Below are 19302 nucleotides of genomic sequence, written 5' to 3' on the forward strand. Positions count from 1 at the left end.
CCCAGGCTGCCGCACCCGCAGCCGAGGCAGCGCCGGCACAGGCCCAGCCACCCGCCCAGACCGCCAGGCCCGCCAGCCCACCGCCCCAGAACCTGTCCGGCCACCGGGCGCACGAGCCGCGCCAGTTTGTACAGCAACCCGCCGCAGGCCCGGCCGGCGAGCCAGGCCTGGGCTGGACCATCAGCCCCGCCCAACTGGTCTACCCCCATGCGCCGCAGCATGTGCAAAGCGCTGAGCAAGGCGGCTGGCTGATCCTGCTGGAGCCTGCCGCCAACCCGCCCTTGCTGAGCCCGGCGCAAAGGCCTGCGGCCGACAGCGCCCAGACGGCGCTGCAGGGCGATGCCGCCAAGCTGCTCGACAATATGCTGCGCGCCCTCGGACTGCAGGAAAAACCGCGCGTCTTCAGCGCCGCACTGCACCGCGCGCCGCCCGATGCCGACCTCAGTCATGCCCAGGCACTGCAACCCGCCCTGGAAGCTCTGCTGCGCGAGCTGCGCCCGGACTGCGTGCTGGTTCTGGGCCTGGCCAGTGCACGCGCCGTGCTGGGCCGCCATGATGCGCTGGGCCGGCTGCGGGCCGAGCCGCACCACATTGCGGGCGTACCCACGGTGGTGACCTACGACCCCAACTATCTGCTGCGTGCGCCGCAGGCCAAGGCAGGCGCCTGGGCCGACCTGGTGCAGGCCGACGCGTTTACCAAGGGGCTGTGACAGGCGGGCGACAAGCCCCGCTAACCCACTCTCCCAACTTTGCCGCACGCGACATGCTGCAGTGCAACGTAGCATAATCACTGGCTTCGAATTCTTGAAAGACATCCGTGGAAACCTACCCTAGTTGGTAGCTTTCAGCTCCCGGTGAAGACTGCGGGGGTTGAAAGCGCCCTGATCCCTGCAGAACCTCAAGAACAACCGGGAGTGAGCTGATGCTCAACATCTTTACGCTAGCCAATGGCCGACTCGTTCAGGAAGAAATCGAGTCCCTGGCAGACCTTGAACGCTTTCGCCCCGTCTGGGTCGATCTGGAATCGCCAACCCTCGAAGAAAAGCGCTGGATCAAGCAGCACTATGAACTATCCATCCCTGAGGATGCGATGGACGACGACATCGAGGAATCTGCACGTTTTTACGAAGAAGACAACGGCGAGCTGCATATCCGCAGCGACTTTCTGATCGACGACGACGAAGACCCCCGCTCGGTGCGCGTGGCCTTCATCGTCAACCAACACAACGCAGCGCTGCGCAGCCATGGCGTGCTGTTCTCCATCCACGACGAGGATGTGCCGGTCTTTCGCCTGCTGCGCATGCGAGCGCGCCGTGCGCCCGGCTTGATCGACGATGCCAAGGACGTTCTGCTCAAGCTGTTTGACGCCGACGCCGAGTACTCTGCCGACACGCTGGAGCGCATCTACGACGACCTGGAAAAAGCCAGCAAAATGGTGCTGTCCGGCGATGTGACCGACGAGATGGCCAAGGAAGTGCTGGGCGCAATCGCCCGCCAGGAAGACTTGAACGGCCGCATCCGCCGCAACGTCATGGACACGCGCCGCGCCGTGAGCTTTCTGATGCGCTCCAAGATGCTCAACGCCGAGCAGTTCGAGGAGGCACGCCAGATTCTGCGCGACATCGAGTCGCTGGACAGTCACACGGCCTTTTTATTCGACAAGATCAACTTCCTGATGGATGCCACGGTCGGCTTCATCAACATCAACCAGAACAAGATCATCAAGATCTTCTCGGTGGCCAGCGTGGCCCTGCTGCCGCCCACGCTGATCGCCAGCGTCTACGGCATGAACTTCAAGTTCATGCCCGAGCTGGAATGGGAATTCGGCTACGGCTACGTGGTCGCCCTGATGATTCTGAGCGCCGTCGGCCCCATGCTGTACTTTCGCAAACGCGGCTGGCTGAAATAGACCCCCTGTGGCGCCAGGCGCCTTCCCCCCTAGAGGGACGACACCTTTGCCGGGGCAGCCCATGCTCGGTGTCTGCTCAGATGCGCCGCGCCAGACTCAGGGCGTTTGCCATCAAAAAAGGAGCTGCTTGCGCCTGACAGACGGTAATCTCAGACTCCAAAGATGCTGAAACCCATAAAAAAGGAGCGCCAGGCGCTCCTTTTTTCATATTCGCATCACGATGACTGCGCCTCGGCATTGCGCTCGCGCACCCAGAGCACGATGCCGCACAGCATCACGATCACCTGCGTGCCTATCAGCGCTGCAAAGCCCGCGAAGAATCCCGCACCCACGCCGCCGCGGGCCGACAGCGCGCCTATCACCGCGCCCATGATCGCCGGCATGAAGCCCGCGACCAGGCTGCCAGCGCCGTTGACCACGCCATAGGCGCTGGCCACATGCTCGGGCCGCGCGCAGTACTGCACGGTGCTGGGAATGGCCGGACTCATCAGCCCCCAGCAGAAGTTGGCGGCAATCAGGCAATAGGCCGCCGCATAGCGGTCTTCCATATGGATGGCCAGCCACACGGCAATCGCCACGCCCATGCTGCCGAAGACAAAGATCAGCGGCACCTGGCGGCGCGCGATGCGGTCGATGATCATGCCGCCCACGAAGACCGCCGCCACGCTCGCGTATTGCGGCAGCGAAGCCAGCCAGCCCATCTCACGCATGGAAAAGCCGCGCGACTCCTTGAGATAGGCGGGCAGCCAGTTGCTGCTGCCCCAGAGATAGGACAGAAAGGCCGCCGTGAGAATGGTGATCAGCCACAGATAGCGCGTGTGCATGGCACCGCGCACGATCTGGCCGACCTGACCCACGGCCTCGCCCAGCGACTGGGGCTTGGGCATGCCGGTCTCCACCTTGGGCATGCGCACAAAGGCCCAGACCAGCGGAACGCCCAGCAGCACGTTGATGAGGCCCAGCACATGGAACGAGGTCTCCCAGTTGTGGCCTACAACCAGGTAGCCGACAAAGGGATAGCCCACCGCGAGACCGAGTCCGGTGCCCATATTGACCAGGGAGTTGGGCTTGCCGTTCTCGCGGCTCTCGAAATGCGCCTTGATGTAGCTGCCGGCCAGCGAGAACAGCGGCCCCTCCGACACGCCCAGCAGAATGCGCGATGCCAGCAACAGGCCGTAGCTGTTCATGGCCGGCGACAGAAATGTCACCACACCCCACAGCAGCAGGCCCGCGAACAGGCTGCGTCGCACGCCGAACAGTGCCGCGCAGAACGGCGTGAGCACAAAGGACGAAACACCGTAGCCGACCATGAAGGCCGTGGCCAGCAGGCCCTGACGCGTTCGGTCGTCAGGCGTGAGGCCGATGTGCGACAGGAAGTCGCGGTCGGTGATGAGGACCGAGATATTGATCCGATCCACGTAGGAAATGGCGACGATCACGAACAGCGTGACCACGCCCCACCAGCGCAACGAGCGTGAGTCTTTCATGACAGGAGTCCGGCTAGCGTTGAAAGAGAGAAAAGCCGGGACCGGCACCCGCCGGCCCCGCCAGGGCGCACGTCCTGGCGGGCGCGCGGTACGGCAGCCGTGCTGCCGCCGAAACCCCGGGGCCGGCCAAGGCCGGCCCGACGGGTCAGGATCAGAAGAAGTGGCGGATGCCCAGTTCCAGGCCGTTGGAGTTGCCGCCCGGCGTGGTGCCGGGAGCGCTCAGCCCCTGCACGCCGATGGACTTCGCCGCCGAGCCCTTGTTCTTCAGGAAGGCATAGGTGCCGTAGACCTGGGTGCGCTTGGAGAGGTTGTAGCCATAGCCCACGCTGATCTTGTTCCAGTCGGCATTGCTGCCGGACAGGTTGTAGTGGCCGAAGGAGGCACGGGCCTCGCCATTGCCCAACGGAGCGGTCACGCCCAGCTGCACGGCCGTGATCTTGGTGCCGCCGCGCTTTTCCGAGGCCCACAGCAGCATGGGCTTGGCCACGCCGAAGTCGTAAGACAGGCCCACATTGTTCGCCGTCAGATTGGTGTCGCTGGTGTTGCCGTAGAGCCGGCCCGTGGCCAGCGCGCCGTTGAATGCCCCCTGGCGGTAGCCCAGGCGCAGGCCGCGGTAGTCGCCCTCGCGCTTGTTGGGCGCACCGCTGGGCTGCTCGCCGAATGCCAGCTGAGCCTGGCCGTAGAAGCCGCCCAGGTTCTGGGGCAGGAAATAGCTCACCGCATTGCTGATCTGTATGGGCGCACCGCCGGTCGAGGGCACGCCCGGAATGCCCAGCATGGTGAAGGCACCCGTGCCGCCGACGCCGTTGGTCAGGAAGGGATCGAAGATCAGCGTATTCAGAAAAGTGGCCGAGTCATCGCGCCCCAGGCGCACCTCGCCCCAGTTGCCCATCAGGCTGACGGTGGAGCGGCGGTTGAAGCTCAGGCCGCCGCCCGCGGCCTTGCCGGCGCCGCTGTCCACGTCCAGGCCGGCCTCGAGCCAGAAGCCCGCCTTCAGGCCACCGCCCAGATCCTCGGTGCCGCGAAAGCCCAGGCGGCTGATATTGGCGCCGCCTGTGGAAAGGCCGGTCTTGGAAGCGCCCGAGCCGCCCAGATGGGCCACGCCGACGTCGACGACGCCGAAAAGCTCGACCTTGGACTGTGCCGAAGCGGCACCGGGCAAAGACGCCAGGCAGGCTAGCGCCACGCCGAGGGCCGGCGTATGGATGGATTTCATGGTTTGTCTCCTCTAGGGGTGGTGGGTTGTCTTCAGTTGCTAGCCCAGGGCCTCACTCGTCAATTCAGCATGGTCCAACTAAGGGACGCCGAGGAAGGGCCCGGCCGGCCGCGCAGCCCCGCACCGAGGGTGTCGTCCCCCTCTGCCGCAAAGCGGATATAGAGAGGGGGAAGGCGCGAGGCGACTCAGGGGGTGTCATATATCCAGGACCAGCCGCTCGCTCTTGCAGCCGGAGACGCAGACCATCATGACCTTGTTGCCGGCGCGCTCCTTGGGGCTGAGCACCGAGTCGCGGTGGTCGGGCACACCTTCCAGCACGCGGGTCTCGCAGGAGCCGCAGACGCCTTCGCAGCAGCTGTGGTCCACATCGACACCGGCGTCCAGCAGCGTGTCCAGCAGGGACTTGTCGGGCGTGATCTCGATGAAGCGGCCGCTGCGCTTGAGCTCCACCGTGTAGTTGCTGCGCGCATCGGACGATGCCTTGACCTCCACGGGCGTGAAGCGCTCGATATGGGCGTTGGCATGGCCGAGCTCGGCGCAGAACTTCTCGAAGGCATCGAGCATGGGCGTCGGGCCGCAGGAATAGTGGTGCAGGCCCGCCTCAGGGGCGCGCTGCGCCAGCAATGCCCGCAGGTCGGGCGGCCCGCCCGCCTCGGCATCGAAGTGCAGATGCAGTGGCATGCCCAGGGCCTGCAGCTCGGCCAGAAAGGCCGCACTCTTGCGCTCGCGCGCAAAGTACAGCATCTCGAACGAGTGTCCCTGGGCCTTGAGCCGGCGTGCCATGCACAGCATGGGCGTGATGCCTATGCCGCCGGCCACCAGCACCGAATGCGTCGCCGTCTCGTCGAGCGCGAAGTGGTTGCGCGGCTCGGAGATGGTGATGGGCATGCCCACGCGCAGCGACTCGTGCACGCAGCGCGAGCCGCCGCGGCTGGCGCGGTCGCGCAGCACGCCGACCACGTAGCGGTGGCGCTCGCTGCTGTCGTTGGACAGGGAGTAGCTGCGCACCAGCCCGTTGGGCAGGTGCAGATCGATGTGGGAGCCGGCCGTGAAGGCCGGGAACTCGCCGCCATCGACCGGGCGCAGCTCCACGCTGATGGTGTCCTGGGCCTCGAAGCGCAGCGTGTGCACAAAGGCCTGCAAGCTGTTGCTCATGATGCGATGCCTTCGTCGATCTGTTCCTGGGCCTGACGACGCAGGTGGCGGCGCAGGCGCACCAGGCCGATGTCATGCTGGTAGAGGTTCTCGCGCTCGTTGGCGTCGGCTTCCATCTGCTCCATCATGATGCGGTCCTGCTCCAGCACGGCCCAGTGGCGTGCCTCGAGGCGGTTGCGATAGAGGAAGCGCCAGGTGTCGCGCATCCAGCCCTGCACCTTGCGCGCGCGCCAGAAGAACACGGCGCACAGATCGGCGCTGATGGGCGTGACGCAGGCCACGATGGCGAAGTTGCCGCCGGGGCCGCCGGTCTTGGGATAGGGAATCTCCAGGCGCATCCACTGCGCGCCGGTTTCGCCGTATTCGGTCCAGTCGAAGTTCACGCCGCGCTGGCCGACCTTCTCGAACACAAAGCCGTGATCGGTGTCACGCACCTGGAAGCTGGCCTTGCTGTCACCCTCGGCCATGGAGTGCGACTGCTTGTGCAAAAAGGTGCCGTGCATGGGGTCCATGACGTTGTCCAGCGCGTAGCGGTAGTCGCTGCGCCACTCGGCATAGCACAGGAAGTTCGAGTACTCGGGCGAGCTCAGCTCCTCGGGCAGGCTGAACTCGGGCGCCTCGTCCACATGCTTGTCGCTGTTGTAGAGGAAGATCGCGCCGTGCATCTCGCGCACGTGGAAGGCCAGCGCGGCGCGCGAGCCTTCGAGCTTGCAGCCGGGGCTGCCGGGCACCTTGGTCACCGTGCCGTCGCAGCGCACTTCCACGCCGTGATAGGGGCAGGCCAGGCGGTCGCCCAGGATCACACCCTGGGACAGCGGCGCGCCGCGATGCGGGCAATGGTCTTCCAGCGCATGGACCTGACCGGCAGCATCGCGCCACAGCGCGATCTTGCGGCCGAAGCGGCGCAGCGAGACCGGCTCGGTCTTGACGAAATCCGAAGGGCAGACCGCATACCAGAGGTTCTTCAGACCCGTATTGAGCAGACGGTCCACCGGATCGATGGTGATGGTTTGTACGTTCATGGGGTACTCCTGTCCTGTTCTGTCTCAATAGCCCAGACGGGCCATCAGCGCCTGAAAACTGTCTTCGGTCCAGGGCTCGCCGTTCTCGCCGGCGGGGCCGCTGCGGTTGATGTAGGCCACCAGCTCGGGCAACGTCTGCACGCCCTCGCCGAAGGCGCGCTCAATGGAGTCGCCCAGCAGGTCCTCAAACAGGGTGGAGGCGCGCTCGCGCGCCTGATGCGGCTCGAGATATCGATCAGCGGCCATGGTTCTCTCCTTCGAAAACTGTCTTGAATCGTGGTTCGGTTTCATTGCCCTGAGCGCTGCGTGCCACCCGTATCGCGTGAAACTGGCGCGGCCCGACCTCAGGGACACCGAGGAAGGCTCTGGGCCGGCCGCGGCGCCCCGAGGGGGTCATCCCCCTTGGGGGCGCCGTGCAACGGGAAGGCGCAAAGCGACTCAGGGGGGTGGTCATTTAGTCGGCCCGGATATCCAGGTCCTTGATGAGCTTGCCGAAGCGGTTGTAGTCGGCAGCATTGGTCTTTTCCAGACGTGCCGGCTCGCCGCCCGCAGGCAGGGCGCCGAAGGCCGCCATCTTGGCAACCACGTCCGGCATCCTCAGAATCTCATTGAGATGGGTGTTCAGCAGCTTGACGGTCTCGGGCTTCATGCCCTTGGGGCCGAACAGGCCTTGCCAGGCCGACACTTCCACATCCTTGACGCCCTGCTCGGCCAGCGTGGGCACATTCGGGGCCAGCGGGCTGCGCTGGGCATCGGCCACGGCCAGCACGTTGACCTTGCCGCCTGCGTAGGGCGCGATGGGACCCCAGGTCATGAAGGTCGTGGGCACATGGCCGCCAATCAGGTCGTTGACTGCGGGCGCCACGCCCTTGTAGGGAATGTGGGACAGCTTGGTGCCTGCGGCCTTGTTGAACATCTCGCCCAGGATGTGCATGGGCGAGCCGCTGCCGGGGCTCGCGTAGGTCAGGCCGTCGCGCTTGCCCTGGCTCGCCAGGGCCTTGATGTCCTTGATGCCCGAGCCCTGGCTGGCGGCCACGAACATGGGCTGCACGCTGGTCTGCACGATGGGCGTGAAGCCGCCGAGCACGTCGTAGCTCGAACCCGCGTTGGTCTTGAGCACGAACTGCGCGATGGCAAAGGTATTGGGCGCCAGCAGCAAGGTGTAGCCGTCGGGTGCGGCCTTGGCCACATGCACGGTGCCGATGGTGCCGCTGGCACCGGGTCGGTTGTCCACCACCACGGGCTGCCCCAGTCGCTGGCCCAGCTTCTCGGCATACAGGCGCGCCATGGCATCGGTGTCGCCGCCAGCCGGATAGGCCACGACGATGGTGATGGGCTTGCTCGGATAGGCTTGCGCCAGCGCGGAACCGGACATCTGGGCTGCAGCCAGCAATGCAGCAGCGATAACTACCTGGCGACGAATGTTTTTCATGAAATAGCCCGTGGGGTTGTGGTTAAGCCTCTAGCCAGCCAGAGGATCTGGAGAATTCGCTCACATCAGAGACACCGAGCAAGGGCCTGAGCCGGCCGCACCGCCCCGCAGCGAGGGTGTTGTCCCCCTCCCGCGAAGCGAGAGAGGGGGAAGGCGCGAAGCGACTCAGAGGGTGTTTCATTTCTTGTCGGTCAGGAACTTGCCGTCGGCAGCGCCCACGCCCTTCTGGCGCCGGGTGTTGCCGTCCAGGCCGCCGTCGATGGCCCATTCGGCGAACACCGTCGGGCCGGGCTCGAACTCGCGAGGCTGCCAGTCGGCAGTCAGCTGGTCCTCGTCGGCGTAGTACTCGACCAGCGCGCCGGCCGGGTTCTTGAAGTACCAGAAATAGGCCGAGGACACGGGGTGGCGACCCGGGCCGAGCTGGGTGTCCCAGCCGCAGCGCGAGATATGCATGCCGCCGCCGAAGACCTCGTGGATGTCGCGCACGGTGAAGGCCACATGGTTCAGGCCCGCATGCTTGTCGGGGCGCTGCAGCAGGAAGATGTCGTGGTGACCGCCATCGGGCGCGGTGCGCAGGAAGGCGCCGCGCTCGGGATAGCGGTCCGAGGCCGCAAAGCCGAAGTTCTCCACATAGAAGCGCTCGCAGGCCTGCACATCCTTGACGAAGAACACCACATGGCCGACCTCGATGGGCTGGGCTCGCTCATAGGCCGGGCTGGCCTGGTTGATGCGGCCCTTGCGGTCCCAGGTGTTGTACTCGGCGCTTTGCATCTGCACCTCGCGCTTTTGCGTGATCTGCAGGCGCACAGCCAGGCCGTTGGGGTCGGTGCAGCCGATACGTCCGCCGTTCGGGCCACCCTGCTTCACAAAGCCCGGCAGCTGTGCAATACGGCCTTCGTAGAGCGCCAGGTCGGCTTCGCTTTCCACACCCCAGACCACCTCGCGCAGCGTGGGGCCGGGTTCGATGGCGGGCGGCAGATCGGGGTGGTTGGTGGCGGCCACGATCACGCGGCAGCCGTTCAGTGTCTCGAACACCAGCCGATCGGCCTGCTCGTCGGCCAGGCTCAGGCCCCAGTCGAGGAAGAACTGGCGGCAGGCCGCCAGGTCGTCGGCGCCGTAGCTGATTTCGTCAATGCCCAGTACGCTCATGATCTTTCCTTAATTTGCCCAGCCCAGGGGGTTGGCGTTCAGGCCCCAGTACAGGCTTTTCTGCTCCATGTACTGCTGTATGCCCAGACGGCCTTTTTCACGGCCCAGGCCGCTGTCGCGCCAGCCGCCGAAGGGCGTGGAGATGGAGAACTGCTTGTAGGTGTTGATCCACACGGTGCCGGCCTGCACGGCGCGGCCTATGCGCCATGCAGCCTTGTAGTCGCGCGTCCAGATGCCGGCGGCCAGCGCGTAGACGCTGTCGTTGGCCTGCTCGAGCAAGGCCTCTTCGTCATCGAAGGGCATGGCCACGAGCACGGGGCCAAAGATCTCCTGCCGGCAGATCTGGTCGTTGTTGGTCACGCCTTCGAGGATGGTCGGGCGGTAGTAGTAGCCGCGCTCGTACAGCGCGCCCTCGGGGCGGTGGCCGCCGGTGCGCAGCTGACCGCCTTCGGACAGGCCCAGCTGCACATAGCTCTCGATGGATTCGCGGTGCTTGGCGGTGATCAGCGGGCCCATCTGGGTGCGCTCGTCGGCCGGGTCACCCACGCGTAAGGCGGCGGCCTTGGCCGTGAGGCGCTCCATGAAGTCGCCGTAGAGCTTCCTCGCCACGAATAGGCGCGAGCCCGCGATGCAGGATTCGCCCGAGGAGCTGAAGATGCCGTAGAGCACGCCGTTGACGGCGTGGTCGAGGTCGGCGTCCTCCAGCACCATGGTGGCCGACTTGCCGCCCAGCTCCAGCGAGACGGGCATCATCTTGTCGGCCGCGATGCGGGCGATGTGCTTGCCGGTGGAGGTGCCGCCCGTGAACGACACGCGCTTGACCAGCGGGTGCTTGGTGATGGCGTCGCCGATCACCGAGCCGCGGCCGGGCAGCACGCTGACGATGCCCTTCGGAACACCCGCTTCCTCGCAGATCCGGGCCAGTTCCAGCGCCAGGAGCGGCGTGGCTTCGGCGGGCTTGACGACCACGGCATTGCCGGCGGCCAGCGCGGGAGCGAGCTTTTGCGCCTCGCTGGCAATGGGCGAGTTCCACGGCGTGATGGCCGCGACCACACCCATGGGCTCATAGACGCTCATGGTCATGAAGTCGCCACGCGAGGGCGTGATGGTTTCCTCCATGGTCTCGCAGGCCGCGGCGAAGAACTGGAAGGTGCCGGCGGCGCTGGCCACCAGGGCACGCGTCTCGCTGATGGGCTTGCCGTTATCGAGGCGCTGCAGCTGGGCCAGAGGCTCGGCACGTTCGCGGATCAGCTGGGCCACGCGGTGCAGCACGGCGGCGCGCTCATGGGGCTTCTTCTGGGCCCAGCCGCTGGTGCGGAAGGCATGGTCGGCCTTCTCGATGGCCTCGTTCACATCGGCCAGGCTGGGGGCGCGCAGGCGGCCCACCACCTCGCCGGTCGCGGGGTAGAGCGTGGCGGATTCGTCGCCGCCGCCAAGACGCCATTCGCCGGCGATATTGATGGGCAGCAGTTCTAGCTTGGACATGGTGAAACTCCTCACTGAGCCTTGGTGGTGGCCGGGATCTGGTCCAGCTTGTTCACCGGCGGGCCCGAGAACGTGGTCTTGAAGCTGCCGATGGCGCGCATGTCGATCTCGAGCAGGAAGGGGCCCTTCTTGCCCCAGGCGCCTTCGAGCACCGCAGGCAGCTCGTCGAGATGGCTGATGCGGGCATGGGGCAGCTTGATGGAGGCGCACAGCTGGGCGTAGTCGGGCGTGTGCAGCTCCACGTAGCAGCGGCGACCGCCGTAGGAGGCGTCCTGGATGTTCTGGATCACGCCATAGCGCTGGTCGTTCATCAGCACGATCATGGTGTCGCACTCCTCCTGCACCAGGGTGGCGAGCTCGCCCAGGTTCAGGATGAAGCCGCCGTCACCGGCCAGGCCCAGCGTCTTGCGGCCCGAGCCGCTTTCGGCCGCACCGATGGCAGCACCGATGGCCATGGGCATGCCCATGCCGATGCCGCCGCCTGTGGCGTGCACGCCGGCGTTGGGCTTGAAGAAGCGCAGCTCGCGGTTGCCCCAGGTGCTGTTGGAGACGGTCACGTCACGCACCCAGTTGAAATTGCGGCCCACGACCTGCTGCAGCTGTTGCACCAGGGCGCTGTAGGGGCCCAGGCCGTCGCGCATGGTGGCCACGACCTCGTCATGCACCTGGCGCAGATCGGCGAGCAGCTCGGGATCAGCCTTGTAGCCGCGCGCTTCCAGGCGGTCGGCCAGGCCGTTCAGGGCCAGGGCCGAGTCGCCGCAGACAAAGCCGTCATCCATATAGCAGCGGCCTTGCTGGGCGGCGTCCACATCGATGCGCAGCAGCGGGCGCGGCAGCTTGAGTTCATACTTCAGCGTCTCGTTGCTGCGCAGGCGCGTGCCCACGGCCAGCATGGCGTCGCAGCGCTGGTAGAAGGCCTCGACGGGCTTCTGGATGTTGTAGGCGCCCAGGGAGGCCGGGTCGTCCTCGGGCACGATGCCGCGGCCCTGGCCGGTGCTCACGATGCCGAAGCCCAGGGCCTTCAGGCGCTGCACGGCAGCGCCGGCATGGCGGGCACCACCGCCCAGCCACAGCAGCGGGCGCCTGGCCTTGGCCAACTGCTCGGCCAGTGCGTCGAGCGCGGCCTCGCTGGGTGCCAGCACGGCCACCGGCAGCGGCGACAGGTCAGCGGGCATGGCAATCAGCGCCTGCTGGATGTCGATGGGGATCTCCACGCTGACCGGGCCCGTGGGGGCGGTCAGCGCGGTCTGCACCGCAGCCTTGAGCGTGGACAGGCAGGTCTCGGCGCTCAGCACGCGGAAAGCGGCCTTGGAGACGGACTTCAGCATGGTCAGCTGGTCCGGCGCCTCGTGGATGTACGACAGCTTCTTGTCCAGGTACTGGGTCTCGATCTGGCCCGTGATATGCAAGAGCGGCGTGCCGGCCGTATAGGCTTCCACCAGGCTGCCGGCGATGTTGCCGGAGGCCGGGCCGGTGCTGGTGATGCACACGCCCAGGCTGGATGTGGAGCGTGCGCAGGCGTCGGCCATATTGCCGGCGCCGGCCTCGCCGCGCGCCATCACGAAGCGCACCTTGCCGCGTGCAAACATCGCGTCGAGGATGGGCATGTTGTGGATGGAGATCACCCCGAAGGCGGCCTTCACGTCGCAATGCTCGAGGAATTCGGCAACGACGGCGCCGACGGTGATTTGGTTTGCGGTGGATGTCATGTTCTGGTCTGAATTTGTGAGTGGTCGAGGCCGGCGCGCCTCATGCACGGAACGCCTGGCAAGGGCCCAGGCGACCCCGCCCGTGTCCCATCCGCGAAGCGAGAGAGGGGGAAGCGGCGTAAGCCGCGCAGGGGGTGCTACGCATGTCTCGAGAGGCCTCCGGAAACATCGATATGGCTGCCGGTCGTGTATGAAGACAGGGGCGTGGCGAGATAAAAGATGGCGCGCGCAGCTTCGGCGGGCGAGCCCAGGCGGCCCAGCGGGATGGACTTCTTGCGGGCCAGCTCGGCGCTCCACTGCTCCCAGCTCTGGCTGCGGTCCTCGCGGGCATCGAAGCGGCGGCGCCACTGGCCGGACTCGATCAGGCCGACCAGGATGCCGTTGACGCGCACGCCCTTGGGCGCGAACTCGGTGGCCATGGAGCGCACCAGATTCTTGAGACCAGCGCGCGCCGCCGAGGTCGCCACCATATGCGGCTCGGGCTGGGAGGCCAGCAGCGAGTTCACGCAGACGATGGCCGAGCCTTCGCCGCGCTCGAGCTGGGGCAGAAAGGCGCGCGTGGGATGCAGCACCGAGAAGAACTTCAGGTGCAGCTCCTCGGTCCAGGCTTCGTCGCTGGTGTTCTCGAAGGTGGAGACACGGCCCTGACCGGCGTTGTTGATGAGGATGGAAGCCGGGCCGAGAGCCGCTTCGCTGGCACGCGCGAACTGCTGCACCTGCCCGGCATCGAGCACGTCGCAGGCCTGTGCGAACAGGCGCTCGCGGGCCTCGGGGTGGCGCTCGAGCAGCTGCTTGACGGCCTGCTCCAGGCGCTCGGGATTGCGGCCGCACAGGGACACGCGTGCGCCCTGGGCCAGCAGCAGCTCCACGGTGGCCAGGCCTATGCCGGAAGAGCCGCCGGTGACGATGGCCGTGGCGTCGAGTTTGAAATCATGCATGGCCGCCTCCTGCGCGCCTTGAAGTGATGGACAGAACCTGCGCGCTGGACTGCGGCCGGTAGTTGAGCAGCTCGGACAGTTCGTCGGCCGCCGCGCACACGCGCGGCACCAGCTCCGTCTGGCGACCGGGGTCGATCTGGGCCGAGGCCAGGGTCACACCCAGGGCGGCGATGACGCGGCCGCTGTGGTCGCGCACGGGCGCAGCGATGGTGGAGATCGAGCTTTCGTAGAAACCGGCACCGGCCACATGACCGCGCTCGCGATCGGACTGGACCAGGTCGAACAGCTCGATCACGGTCCTGGGCGTATTGGGCGAATGGCCTTCCAGGTGCTCTTCGGGATAGAGGGCACGCAGCTCGGGCAGCGAGAGGTCGGCCAGCAGGATGCGACCCAGCAGCGTGGCGTGGGCAGGCAGCCGCGTGCCAACGCGCACCGAGCTGGTCAGCGGCGTCGGCGGCGTGACCTTGGCCACATAGACGATGGAGCGGCCGTCGCGCACCACGATGTTGCAGGGGAAGCGGATTTCATCGCACAGCCGCGCGATCACGGGCTGGCCCAGCTCGGTCAGGTCCATGGAGGACAGGAACTCGAAGCCCAGACGCAGCACGGACAGGCCCAGCCGGTAGTCGTTGCCGCCCTCGGCGCGCTGTAAGAAGCCCATGCTCTCCAGCGTGTTGAGCATGCGAAACACCGTGGCGCGCGGCAGCTGCAGGCGACGTGCCAGCTCGGGCGCGCCCAGCGTGGCGTTGTCGCGGCCGAACTCCTGCAGCAGGCGCAGACCGCGCTCCAGCGCGGGCACCATGTACTTTTCGGAGCCGCCGTCGACGACGCTGTCGATCGCGTTCTCGGATGGGGAAGAACCTGACATCTCCAACTCCTCAATTTGTTGCAGGCGTGGCCAGAAGCCGGGGACACCGAGGAAGGGCCGCCCCGCACCGAGGGTGTCGTCCCCCTTTGGGGGGCGCCGTGCAACGGGAAGGCGCGAAGCGACTCATGGGGCTCTTCATTTTTCAATTCATGACGAAGCCGCCGTTGACGGGCAGGACCTGCCCCGTCACAAAGCGCGCACCGTCGGACAGCAGATAGGACACGGCACCCGAGACATCCTCGGGCCCCTGCTCGCGCTGCAGCGCGCGCTGGTCGATGTAGAGGCGATGACGGTGCTCGGGCACGTACTCGGTGGCCTCGACCAGCACCAGGCCCGGCGCCACGGCATTGATGGTGATGGCATCCGCGCCCAGCTCGCGAGCCATGGAACGCGTCATGGCCATCACGGCGCCCTTGCTCGCCACATAGGCCATCAGGTTGGGCGCGCCCCACATGGCGGTGTCGGAAGCCAGATTGACGATGGCGCCGCGCCCGCTGTCCTTGAGCCCCGCACGGCAGGCACGGGTCATCAGCCAGACGCCGCGCACATTGACGTTCATCACCTGGTCCCACTTGTCCAGGGCGATGTCGTCCATGCCCTTGCCGCCGGAGTCCGTCACGGCCGCGTTGTTGACCAGGCCGTCCAGACCACCCAGGGTCTGCACAGCCTGCTGTGCGCACTGCTCTATGGAAGCCGGGTTGCTCGCATCAAAGGCGATGCCGTGAGCCTCGAAGCCCATGGCGCGCAGCTTAGCAACGGCGTCGCTCAGCAGTTCAGCGCGCAGATCAGCCATGACGAGCTGTGCACCCTGCTGGCACAGCGTCTGCGCAAAAGCGAAACCCAGGCCGCGGGCAGCGCCGGTCACAAGGATCCGGCGCCCAGCGAGCTGACCGGTGGAAGGCATGGTGTTGAGGGTCATCTTAAACCTTGTTTGTTTCAAATATGAAATGACACTTTTTTCTTGAAACAGGACTGCAGTTTAGTGAGCCTTCTTTTGAGTCAATACCCGGAGAAACCCGTAGCTCCCACCCGTAGCGACACACGGGCGTAAAAAAACCGCGACAAGCGCGGTTAAAAGGAAAACGAGGCAACAAAAGGTATCCGACCTGCAACTATCGGCAGGCCGGATCAGAAGTCATCAATATCAATAGCTTATAGCGCTTACCAATGAATAAACTCAGGCTTAAAACACCTTAAAAATCATATTTATCAATCGCTTATAGCTATCAAAAGATTAGCAAACAGCCTGTTTCTTCACGGGCGTCTGGCGCAGAAAGTCCAGCACCACACGTTGCGCGTAGCGGCTTGCCACCGTGCGCACGAAATCCGAAAAATCCACATGGGCGCTGTCGTCCGCCCGGTCCGAGATGGTTCGCATCGCGGCAAACGGCGTGCCGTAATCCAGGCAAGTCTGGGCCACGGCGGCTCCCTCCATCTCCACGGCCAGCACGGCATGGCCGGCGGCCTCCAGATCGGCTCTGAGCTGTGCGCTGGCCTGGCGCGAGCTGACAAACTGATCGCCGCTGGCAATCAGGCCCTCATGGACGCGGGCCGAAGCATACGAAGCCACGATACCGGAGCGAACCGCCGAGTCGGCAGCCTGCACCAGCCTGTCCGTCGCCGCCTCGTCGCAAGCCAGGGTGCTGCAGCCGTAGCCGGGCAACTGCCAGCGCGCAAAGATCGGCGAGGCATCCATGTCATGCTGCAGGAAAGTCCGCGCGATCACCACATCGCCCACGTTCACGCCCGCACCGATGCCGCCGGCCACGCCGGTGAACAGAATGCCGCGCACGCCAAAGCGCTCGATCAGCGCGGCGGTGGTGGTGGCAGCGGCCACCTTGCCGATGCCCGACAGCGCGCACACCACCTCATGACCGTGCAGGCGGCCCAGCCAGAAGTCGCGTCCGGCATGGCGCAGGCATTGCATGTCCTGCATGGCGTCGACCAGGCCGTGTTGTTCTTCGGCAAGAGCGCTGAGAATGGCAAGCGTCATGGATGGGGATACTCCGGAACATGGGCCGCGCTGCCCTGGTGAAAGCACAAAAGCGGCACCGGGCCGCTTTTGTGGGATGCGCAAGAGGCGCGATTAGAGCACGAGGGCTTATTGCGCCTCGATCTCATGACTTTTGATGATGGGCGCCCAGAGCCCGGTTTCCTTGCGGATCAGCTCACCGAAGGCCTCGCCCTTGACCACCCAGGGCGTCATGCCCTGTGCCTTGAGCTGGTTCAGTGCTGCCGGGGTCTTCAGAATCTTGTCGATATCCTCGCCCAGCTGCTTGACCACCTCTGCAGGCGTGTTCTTGGGAGCCAGCACGCCATACCAGGAGGAAATGGCAATCCCCGGCACGCCGGCTTCGGCCAGGGTCGGCACATTGGGCAAAAAGCCCGAGCGCGAACCGTCGGTCACGGCCAGCGCGCGCAGCTTGCCCGACTGCAGATGGGGCAGCACGGTGGGCAGATTGGCCACGATCATGGGGATGGTGCCGCCCAGCACATCGGTCACGCCCTGGGTCGAGCCTTTGTAGGCCACATGCATGATGTCCGCGCCCGACTTGTCCTTGAACAGCTCGCCGGCCAGATGCAGGCTGGAGCCCACGCCGGGCGAGGCGTAGCTGATGGAGTTGGGCTTGGCCTTGGACAGCGCCACCAGCTCCTGCACCGACTTGGCCGGCAGTTGCGGATTGACTGCAATGACATTGGCCGTGCGCCCCATGGAAGCCACGGGCACGAAGTCGCCGAAGACGCTGTAGGGCAGCTTGGGCATCAGCGTAGGGTTGATGGTCAGATTGCCCTGCGGCACGACCAGCAGCGTATGGCCGTCGGGCTTGGCGCGCTTGACCATATCGATGCCGATATTGCCGCTGGCGCCGGGGCGGTTGTCGACGATGGCGGCCTGCTTGTAATGCTCGGTCAGGCCGGTCGCCAGAATGCGCGCCAGGATGTCCACAGGGCCGCCGGCAGGGAAAGGCGCAATGACGGTGAACTGCGCAGCAGAAAGCTGCTCAGTGGCAGTCGCTGCATGGGCGACGGGCAGGGCCAGGACACTGGCCAGCGCCAGGCAGGATTTGAGAAAGTCGGAGCGTTGCATGAGGGTTCCAGAGGGTAGAGATGTCAAGCCGGCCAATGCTCGATGCGCACCCTGTTTGATGATGCGCAAGGAAAGATTCGCACAGGCGTGACACCATGCTGAAGTGGGAAAGGTCTGCGTGCAGGTGGCAAAAACAAGCAAGAGAGGTGCCAGGGCCGGTGGCGCGCATGGCGCCCATGGCCTGAAGCCCGCTCAGATGGCCAGCGGCGCCACGTTGTTGAGTACCGAGCGCACGACGCTGTAGACCGTCAGCGCCGAAGTCTTGGGATTGGCCGCCAGCGGCTTGCCGCGCATGGTCAGCTCCATGGCACCGAAGGCGCCTCGTGCCTCGACCTGGTGCACGTTCTCCTGAACGCCAGGATCGGCAAACAGACGCACCATGGTCTTGTCCAGCCCCAGTCCGGCCAGCGACAAGGTGGCCGCCACATTTGCATTCTTGGGATAGAGCTGCGCGGCCTCGCGCGCCGAGCCCTCGAAGATGCAGAAGGCCTCGGTCAGGCTGTCCAGATCGCAGACCTGCTCGGCCGGGGTGCCGCTCCAGGCCTTGGGCGGCTTGCGCCCTGTGTAGAGCACCGTATCCAGGCCGCCCACGCGCGCCGCAGCCAGGGCATCAATGCCGCCGATGGCGCCCGACAACAGTTGGGCCTGCGTCTTGCCGGCCTCGGCCGCAGCCTGTACGCGCTCGGCCATGCCCGGTGCGCTCAAAGCGCCTATGGATGCGATGACCGCAGGAATGCCGCGCGCCAGCGCCGGCAGCACATGCTCCTCGATGGCTGCATGGCCTGCGCATTCCACCAGCAGATCCGGCACCGCATCGCTGGGCAATGCCTGCAGCAGCTGCGCCTGTGGCGCCAGGCGGGCAGCCGTCTCGCGCACGGCTTGCGTGATCTCGGGAACCAGCACCCAGCCAACCTGCAGCCGGGTATCTCCGCTCAACAGCTCCAGAACACTGGAGCCAATCGCGCCGCAGCCAATCAAAGCAATATTTTTCATCTCTAGCCTCCTGAAAAATGCGCTGGCCCGGCGAGATCTGGGTCAGCGCAAATGGTCCGGGTGCTGCTGGAGCAAATGGGCGGACAGAGTCTCTGCCGCCTGCTGCACCTTCTGCACCCAGAGCTGGGTTTTTTCGGGCCCCAGCTCGGTAAAAGGAATGGCCATGGCCAGTCCCGCTACCACCCGCCCGTCTGCGGCGCGCACCGGCGCTGCAATACTGGAAACACCAGGCTCGTAAAAGCCTTCGCCCATGGCATAGCCGCGCTCGCGATCCTCGGCCAGCAGGCCCAGCAACTCGTCGACATTGCGCGGCGTGCTTTCGGAGAACTGGGGCAGTTCCTCGCCGCCAAACACCGAGCGCAGCTGCGCGCCGTCCATGTCATGCAGCAGGGCCCGCCCGAGCACCGTCGCATGCGCCGGCAGACGCGAGCCCACGCGCACCGCGCCCTGGAATGCTCCGGACGGAGTGACGCGCGCCACATAGACCACGGAAGTGCCGTCGCGCAATGCAAGATTGCTGGTCATGCCCAGCTCATCACACAAGGCCTGCAGCACAGGCTCGGCCAGTTGCGCCAGCGGCTGGGTGGACAGATAGTCATAACCCAGACGCAGCACGGCCAGACCGAGCCGGTATTCGGTTCCGCTGCGCTGCAGATACCCCGAGTTTTCAAGCGTGGTCAACATGCGAAACACCGTGGAGCGCGGCAGCTCGAGCTTGCGCGCCAGCTCGGGCGCACTCCAGACCGGTTGCGCCGGGCCAAAGCAGGCCAGCAGGCGCAGTCCTCGGTCCAGAGCGGGCACGGTGTAACGATCTTGTTCGTTGGTTGAAATCTCAGGGGTTTCGCTCATAG

18 protein-coding genes are annotated in these 19302 nt (G+C 65.7%); 2 read left to right on the forward strand and 16 right to left on the reverse strand.

Annotation, left to right across the window (positions count from 1 at the left end):
* Positions 1 to 710, forward strand: a 710-nt coding sequence (locus P353_RS22065) for a uracil-DNA glycosylase family protein (RefSeq protein ID WP_034374609.1), incomplete at its 5' end; no start/stop codon positions are given.
* Positions 711 to 922: 212 nt separating this feature from the next.
* Positions 923 to 1909, forward strand: a complete 987-nt coding sequence (gene corA, locus P353_RS22070) for a magnesium/cobalt transporter CorA (RefSeq protein ID WP_034350790.1) — start codon at positions 923 to 925, stop codon at positions 1907 to 1909.
* A gap of 215 nt (positions 1910 to 2124) precedes the next feature.
* Here corA and P353_RS22075 read toward each other — a convergent pair whose 3' ends face one another.
* The 16 genes from P353_RS22075 to P353_RS22150 form a co-directional block, all read right to left on the reverse strand.
* Positions 2125 to 3396: an MFS transporter gene (locus tag P353_RS22075; protein ID WP_034374611.1), complete on the reverse strand. Its 1272-nt coding sequence runs from the start codon at positions 3394 to 3396 to the stop codon at positions 2125 to 2127.
* A gap of 151 nt (positions 3397 to 3547) precedes the next feature.
* A complete protein-coding gene (locus P353_RS22080; protein ID WP_034374612.1) occupies positions 3548 to 4612 on the reverse strand; it encodes a porin in 1065 nt (354 codons plus the stop codon).
* Between the two features lie 195 nt (positions 4613 to 4807).
* Positions 4808 to 5767: a PDR/VanB family oxidoreductase gene (locus tag P353_RS22085; RefSeq protein WP_034374614.1), complete on the reverse strand. Its 960-nt coding sequence runs from the start codon at positions 5765 to 5767 to the stop codon at positions 4808 to 4810.
* Positions 5764 to 6789 carry an aromatic ring-hydroxylating oxygenase subunit alpha gene (locus P353_RS22090; protein WP_034374616.1) on the reverse strand — a complete coding sequence of 342 codons (1026 nt, stop codon included), beginning with the start codon at positions 6787 to 6789 and terminating at the stop codon, positions 5764 to 5766. Before P353_RS22090 ends, P353_RS22085 begins: the two co-directional genes overlap by 4 nt.
* Positions 6790 to 6813: 24 nt before the next feature.
* Entirely contained in the window at positions 6814 to 7035 is a 222-nt protein-coding gene (locus tag P353_RS22095) for a recombinase-like helix-turn-helix domain-containing protein (RefSeq protein ID WP_003060438.1), read from the reverse strand.
* A 208-nt stretch (positions 7036 to 7243) separates the two neighbouring features.
* Complete coding sequence (locus P353_RS22100; protein ID WP_034374618.1) at positions 7244 to 8221, reverse strand: Bug family tripartite tricarboxylate transporter substrate binding protein; 978 nt, start codon at positions 8219 to 8221, stop codon at positions 7244 to 7246.
* Between the two features lie 177 nt (positions 8222 to 8398).
* On the reverse strand, positions 8399 to 9370 hold the full coding sequence (locus P353_RS22105) for a VOC family protein (RefSeq protein ID WP_034374620.1): 972 nt from the start codon (positions 9368 to 9370) through the stop codon (positions 8399 to 8401).
* A gap of 9 nt (positions 9371 to 9379) precedes the next feature.
* Positions 9380 to 10855 (reverse strand): aldehyde dehydrogenase, encoded by a 1476-nt coding sequence (locus tag P353_RS22110; RefSeq protein ID WP_034374622.1) that lies wholly within the window; start codon positions 10853 to 10855, stop codon positions 9380 to 9382.
* 11 nt (positions 10856 to 10866) lie between these two features.
* Positions 10867 to 12564 (reverse strand): thiamine pyrophosphate-binding protein, encoded by a 1698-nt coding sequence (locus P353_RS22115; RefSeq protein ID WP_034374624.1) that lies wholly within the window; start codon positions 12562 to 12564, stop codon positions 10867 to 10869.
* A 137-nt stretch (positions 12565 to 12701) separates the two neighbouring features.
* A complete protein-coding gene (locus P353_RS22120) occupies positions 12702 to 13502 on the reverse strand; it encodes an SDR family oxidoreductase (protein ID WP_034374626.1) in 801 nt (266 codons plus the stop codon).
* Positions 13495 to 14370, reverse strand: a complete 876-nt coding sequence (locus P353_RS22125; protein WP_034374627.1) for an IclR family transcriptional regulator — start codon at positions 14368 to 14370, stop codon at positions 13495 to 13497. The genes P353_RS22120 and P353_RS22125 overlap by 8 nt, the downstream gene beginning before the upstream one ends.
* Positions 14371 to 14512: 142 nt before the next feature.
* A complete protein-coding gene (locus tag P353_RS22130; RefSeq protein WP_034374630.1) occupies positions 14513 to 15289 on the reverse strand; it encodes an SDR family oxidoreductase in 777 nt (258 codons plus the stop codon).
* 315 nt (positions 15290 to 15604) lie between these two features.
* Positions 15605 to 16363 carry a 5'-methylthioadenosine/adenosylhomocysteine nucleosidase gene (locus P353_RS22135; protein WP_034374632.1) on the reverse strand — a complete coding sequence of 253 codons (759 nt, stop codon included), beginning with the start codon at positions 16361 to 16363 and terminating at the stop codon, positions 15605 to 15607.
* 108 nt (positions 16364 to 16471) lie between these two features.
* Complete coding sequence (locus P353_RS22140) at positions 16472 to 17458, reverse strand: Bug family tripartite tricarboxylate transporter substrate binding protein (protein ID WP_034374634.1); 987 nt, start codon at positions 17456 to 17458, stop codon at positions 16472 to 16474.
* A 192-nt stretch (positions 17459 to 17650) separates the two neighbouring features.
* On the reverse strand, positions 17651 to 18451 hold the full coding sequence (locus P353_RS22145) for an aspartate dehydrogenase (RefSeq protein WP_034374636.1): 801 nt from the start codon (positions 18449 to 18451) through the stop codon (positions 17651 to 17653).
* Between the two features lie 42 nt (positions 18452 to 18493).
* Complete coding sequence (locus P353_RS22150; RefSeq protein ID WP_034374638.1) at positions 18494 to 19300, reverse strand: IclR family transcriptional regulator; 807 nt, start codon at positions 19298 to 19300, stop codon at positions 18494 to 18496.
* Between the last annotated feature and the right edge of the window lie 2 nt (positions 19301 to 19302).

The sequence above is a fragment of the Comamonas testosteroni genome (assembly GCF_000761245.1).
GTDB lineage: Bacteria > Pseudomonadota > Gammaproteobacteria > Burkholderiales > Burkholderiaceae_C > Comamonas > Comamonas testosteroni_C.

Coding starts and splice junctions, on each gene's coding strand:
- corA (WP_034350790.1), top strand. CDS start 923: ATGCTCAACATCTTTACGCTAGCCAATGGCCGACTCGTTCAGGAAGAA.
- P353_RS22075 (WP_034374611.1), bottom strand. CDS start 3,396: ATGAAAGACTCACGCTCGTTGCGCTGGTGGGGCGTGGTCACGCTGTTC.
- P353_RS22080 (WP_034374612.1), bottom strand. CDS start 4,612: ATGAAATCCATCCATACGCCGGCCCTCGGCGTGGCGCTAGCCTGCCTG.
- P353_RS22085 (WP_034374614.1), bottom strand. CDS start 5,767: ATGAGCAACAGCTTGCAGGCCTTTGTGCACACGCTGCGCTTCGAGGCC.
- P353_RS22090 (WP_034374616.1), bottom strand. CDS start 6,789: ATGAACGTACAAACCATCACCATCGATCCGGTGGACCGTCTGCTCAAT.
- P353_RS22095 (WP_003060438.1), bottom strand. CDS start 7,035: ATGGCCGCTGATCGATATCTCGAGCCGCATCAGGCGCGCGAGCGCGCC.
- P353_RS22100 (WP_034374618.1), bottom strand. CDS start 8,221: ATGAAAAACATTCGTCGCCAGGTAGTTATCGCTGCTGCATTGCTGGCT.
- P353_RS22105 (WP_034374620.1), bottom strand. CDS start 9,370: ATGAGCGTACTGGGCATTGACGAAATCAGCTACGGCGCCGACGACCTG.
- P353_RS22110 (WP_034374622.1), bottom strand. CDS start 10,855: ATGTCCAAGCTAGAACTGCTGCCCATCAATATCGCCGGCGAATGGCGT.
- P353_RS22115 (WP_034374624.1), bottom strand. CDS start 12,564: ATGACATCCACCGCAAACCAAATCACCGTCGGCGCCGTCGTTGCCGAA.
- P353_RS22120 (WP_034374626.1), bottom strand. CDS start 13,502: ATGCATGATTTCAAACTCGACGCCACGGCCATCGTCACCGGCGGCTCT.
- P353_RS22125 (WP_034374627.1), bottom strand. CDS start 14,370: ATGTCAGGTTCTTCCCCATCCGAGAACGCGATCGACAGCGTCGTCGAC.
- P353_RS22130 (WP_034374630.1), bottom strand. CDS start 15,289: ATGACCCTCAACACCATGCCTTCCACCGGTCAGCTCGCTGGGCGCCGG.
- P353_RS22135 (WP_034374632.1), bottom strand. CDS start 16,363: ATGACGCTTGCCATTCTCAGCGCTCTTGCCGAAGAACAACACGGCCTG.
- P353_RS22140 (WP_034374634.1), bottom strand. CDS start 17,458: ATGCAACGCTCCGACTTTCTCAAATCCTGCCTGGCGCTGGCCAGTGTC.
- P353_RS22145 (WP_034374636.1), bottom strand. CDS start 18,451: ATGAAAAATATTGCTTTGATTGGCTGCGGCGCGATTGGCTCCAGTGTT.
- P353_RS22150 (WP_034374638.1), bottom strand. CDS start 19,300: ATGAGCGAAACCCCTGAGATTTCAACCAACGAACAAGATCGTTACACC.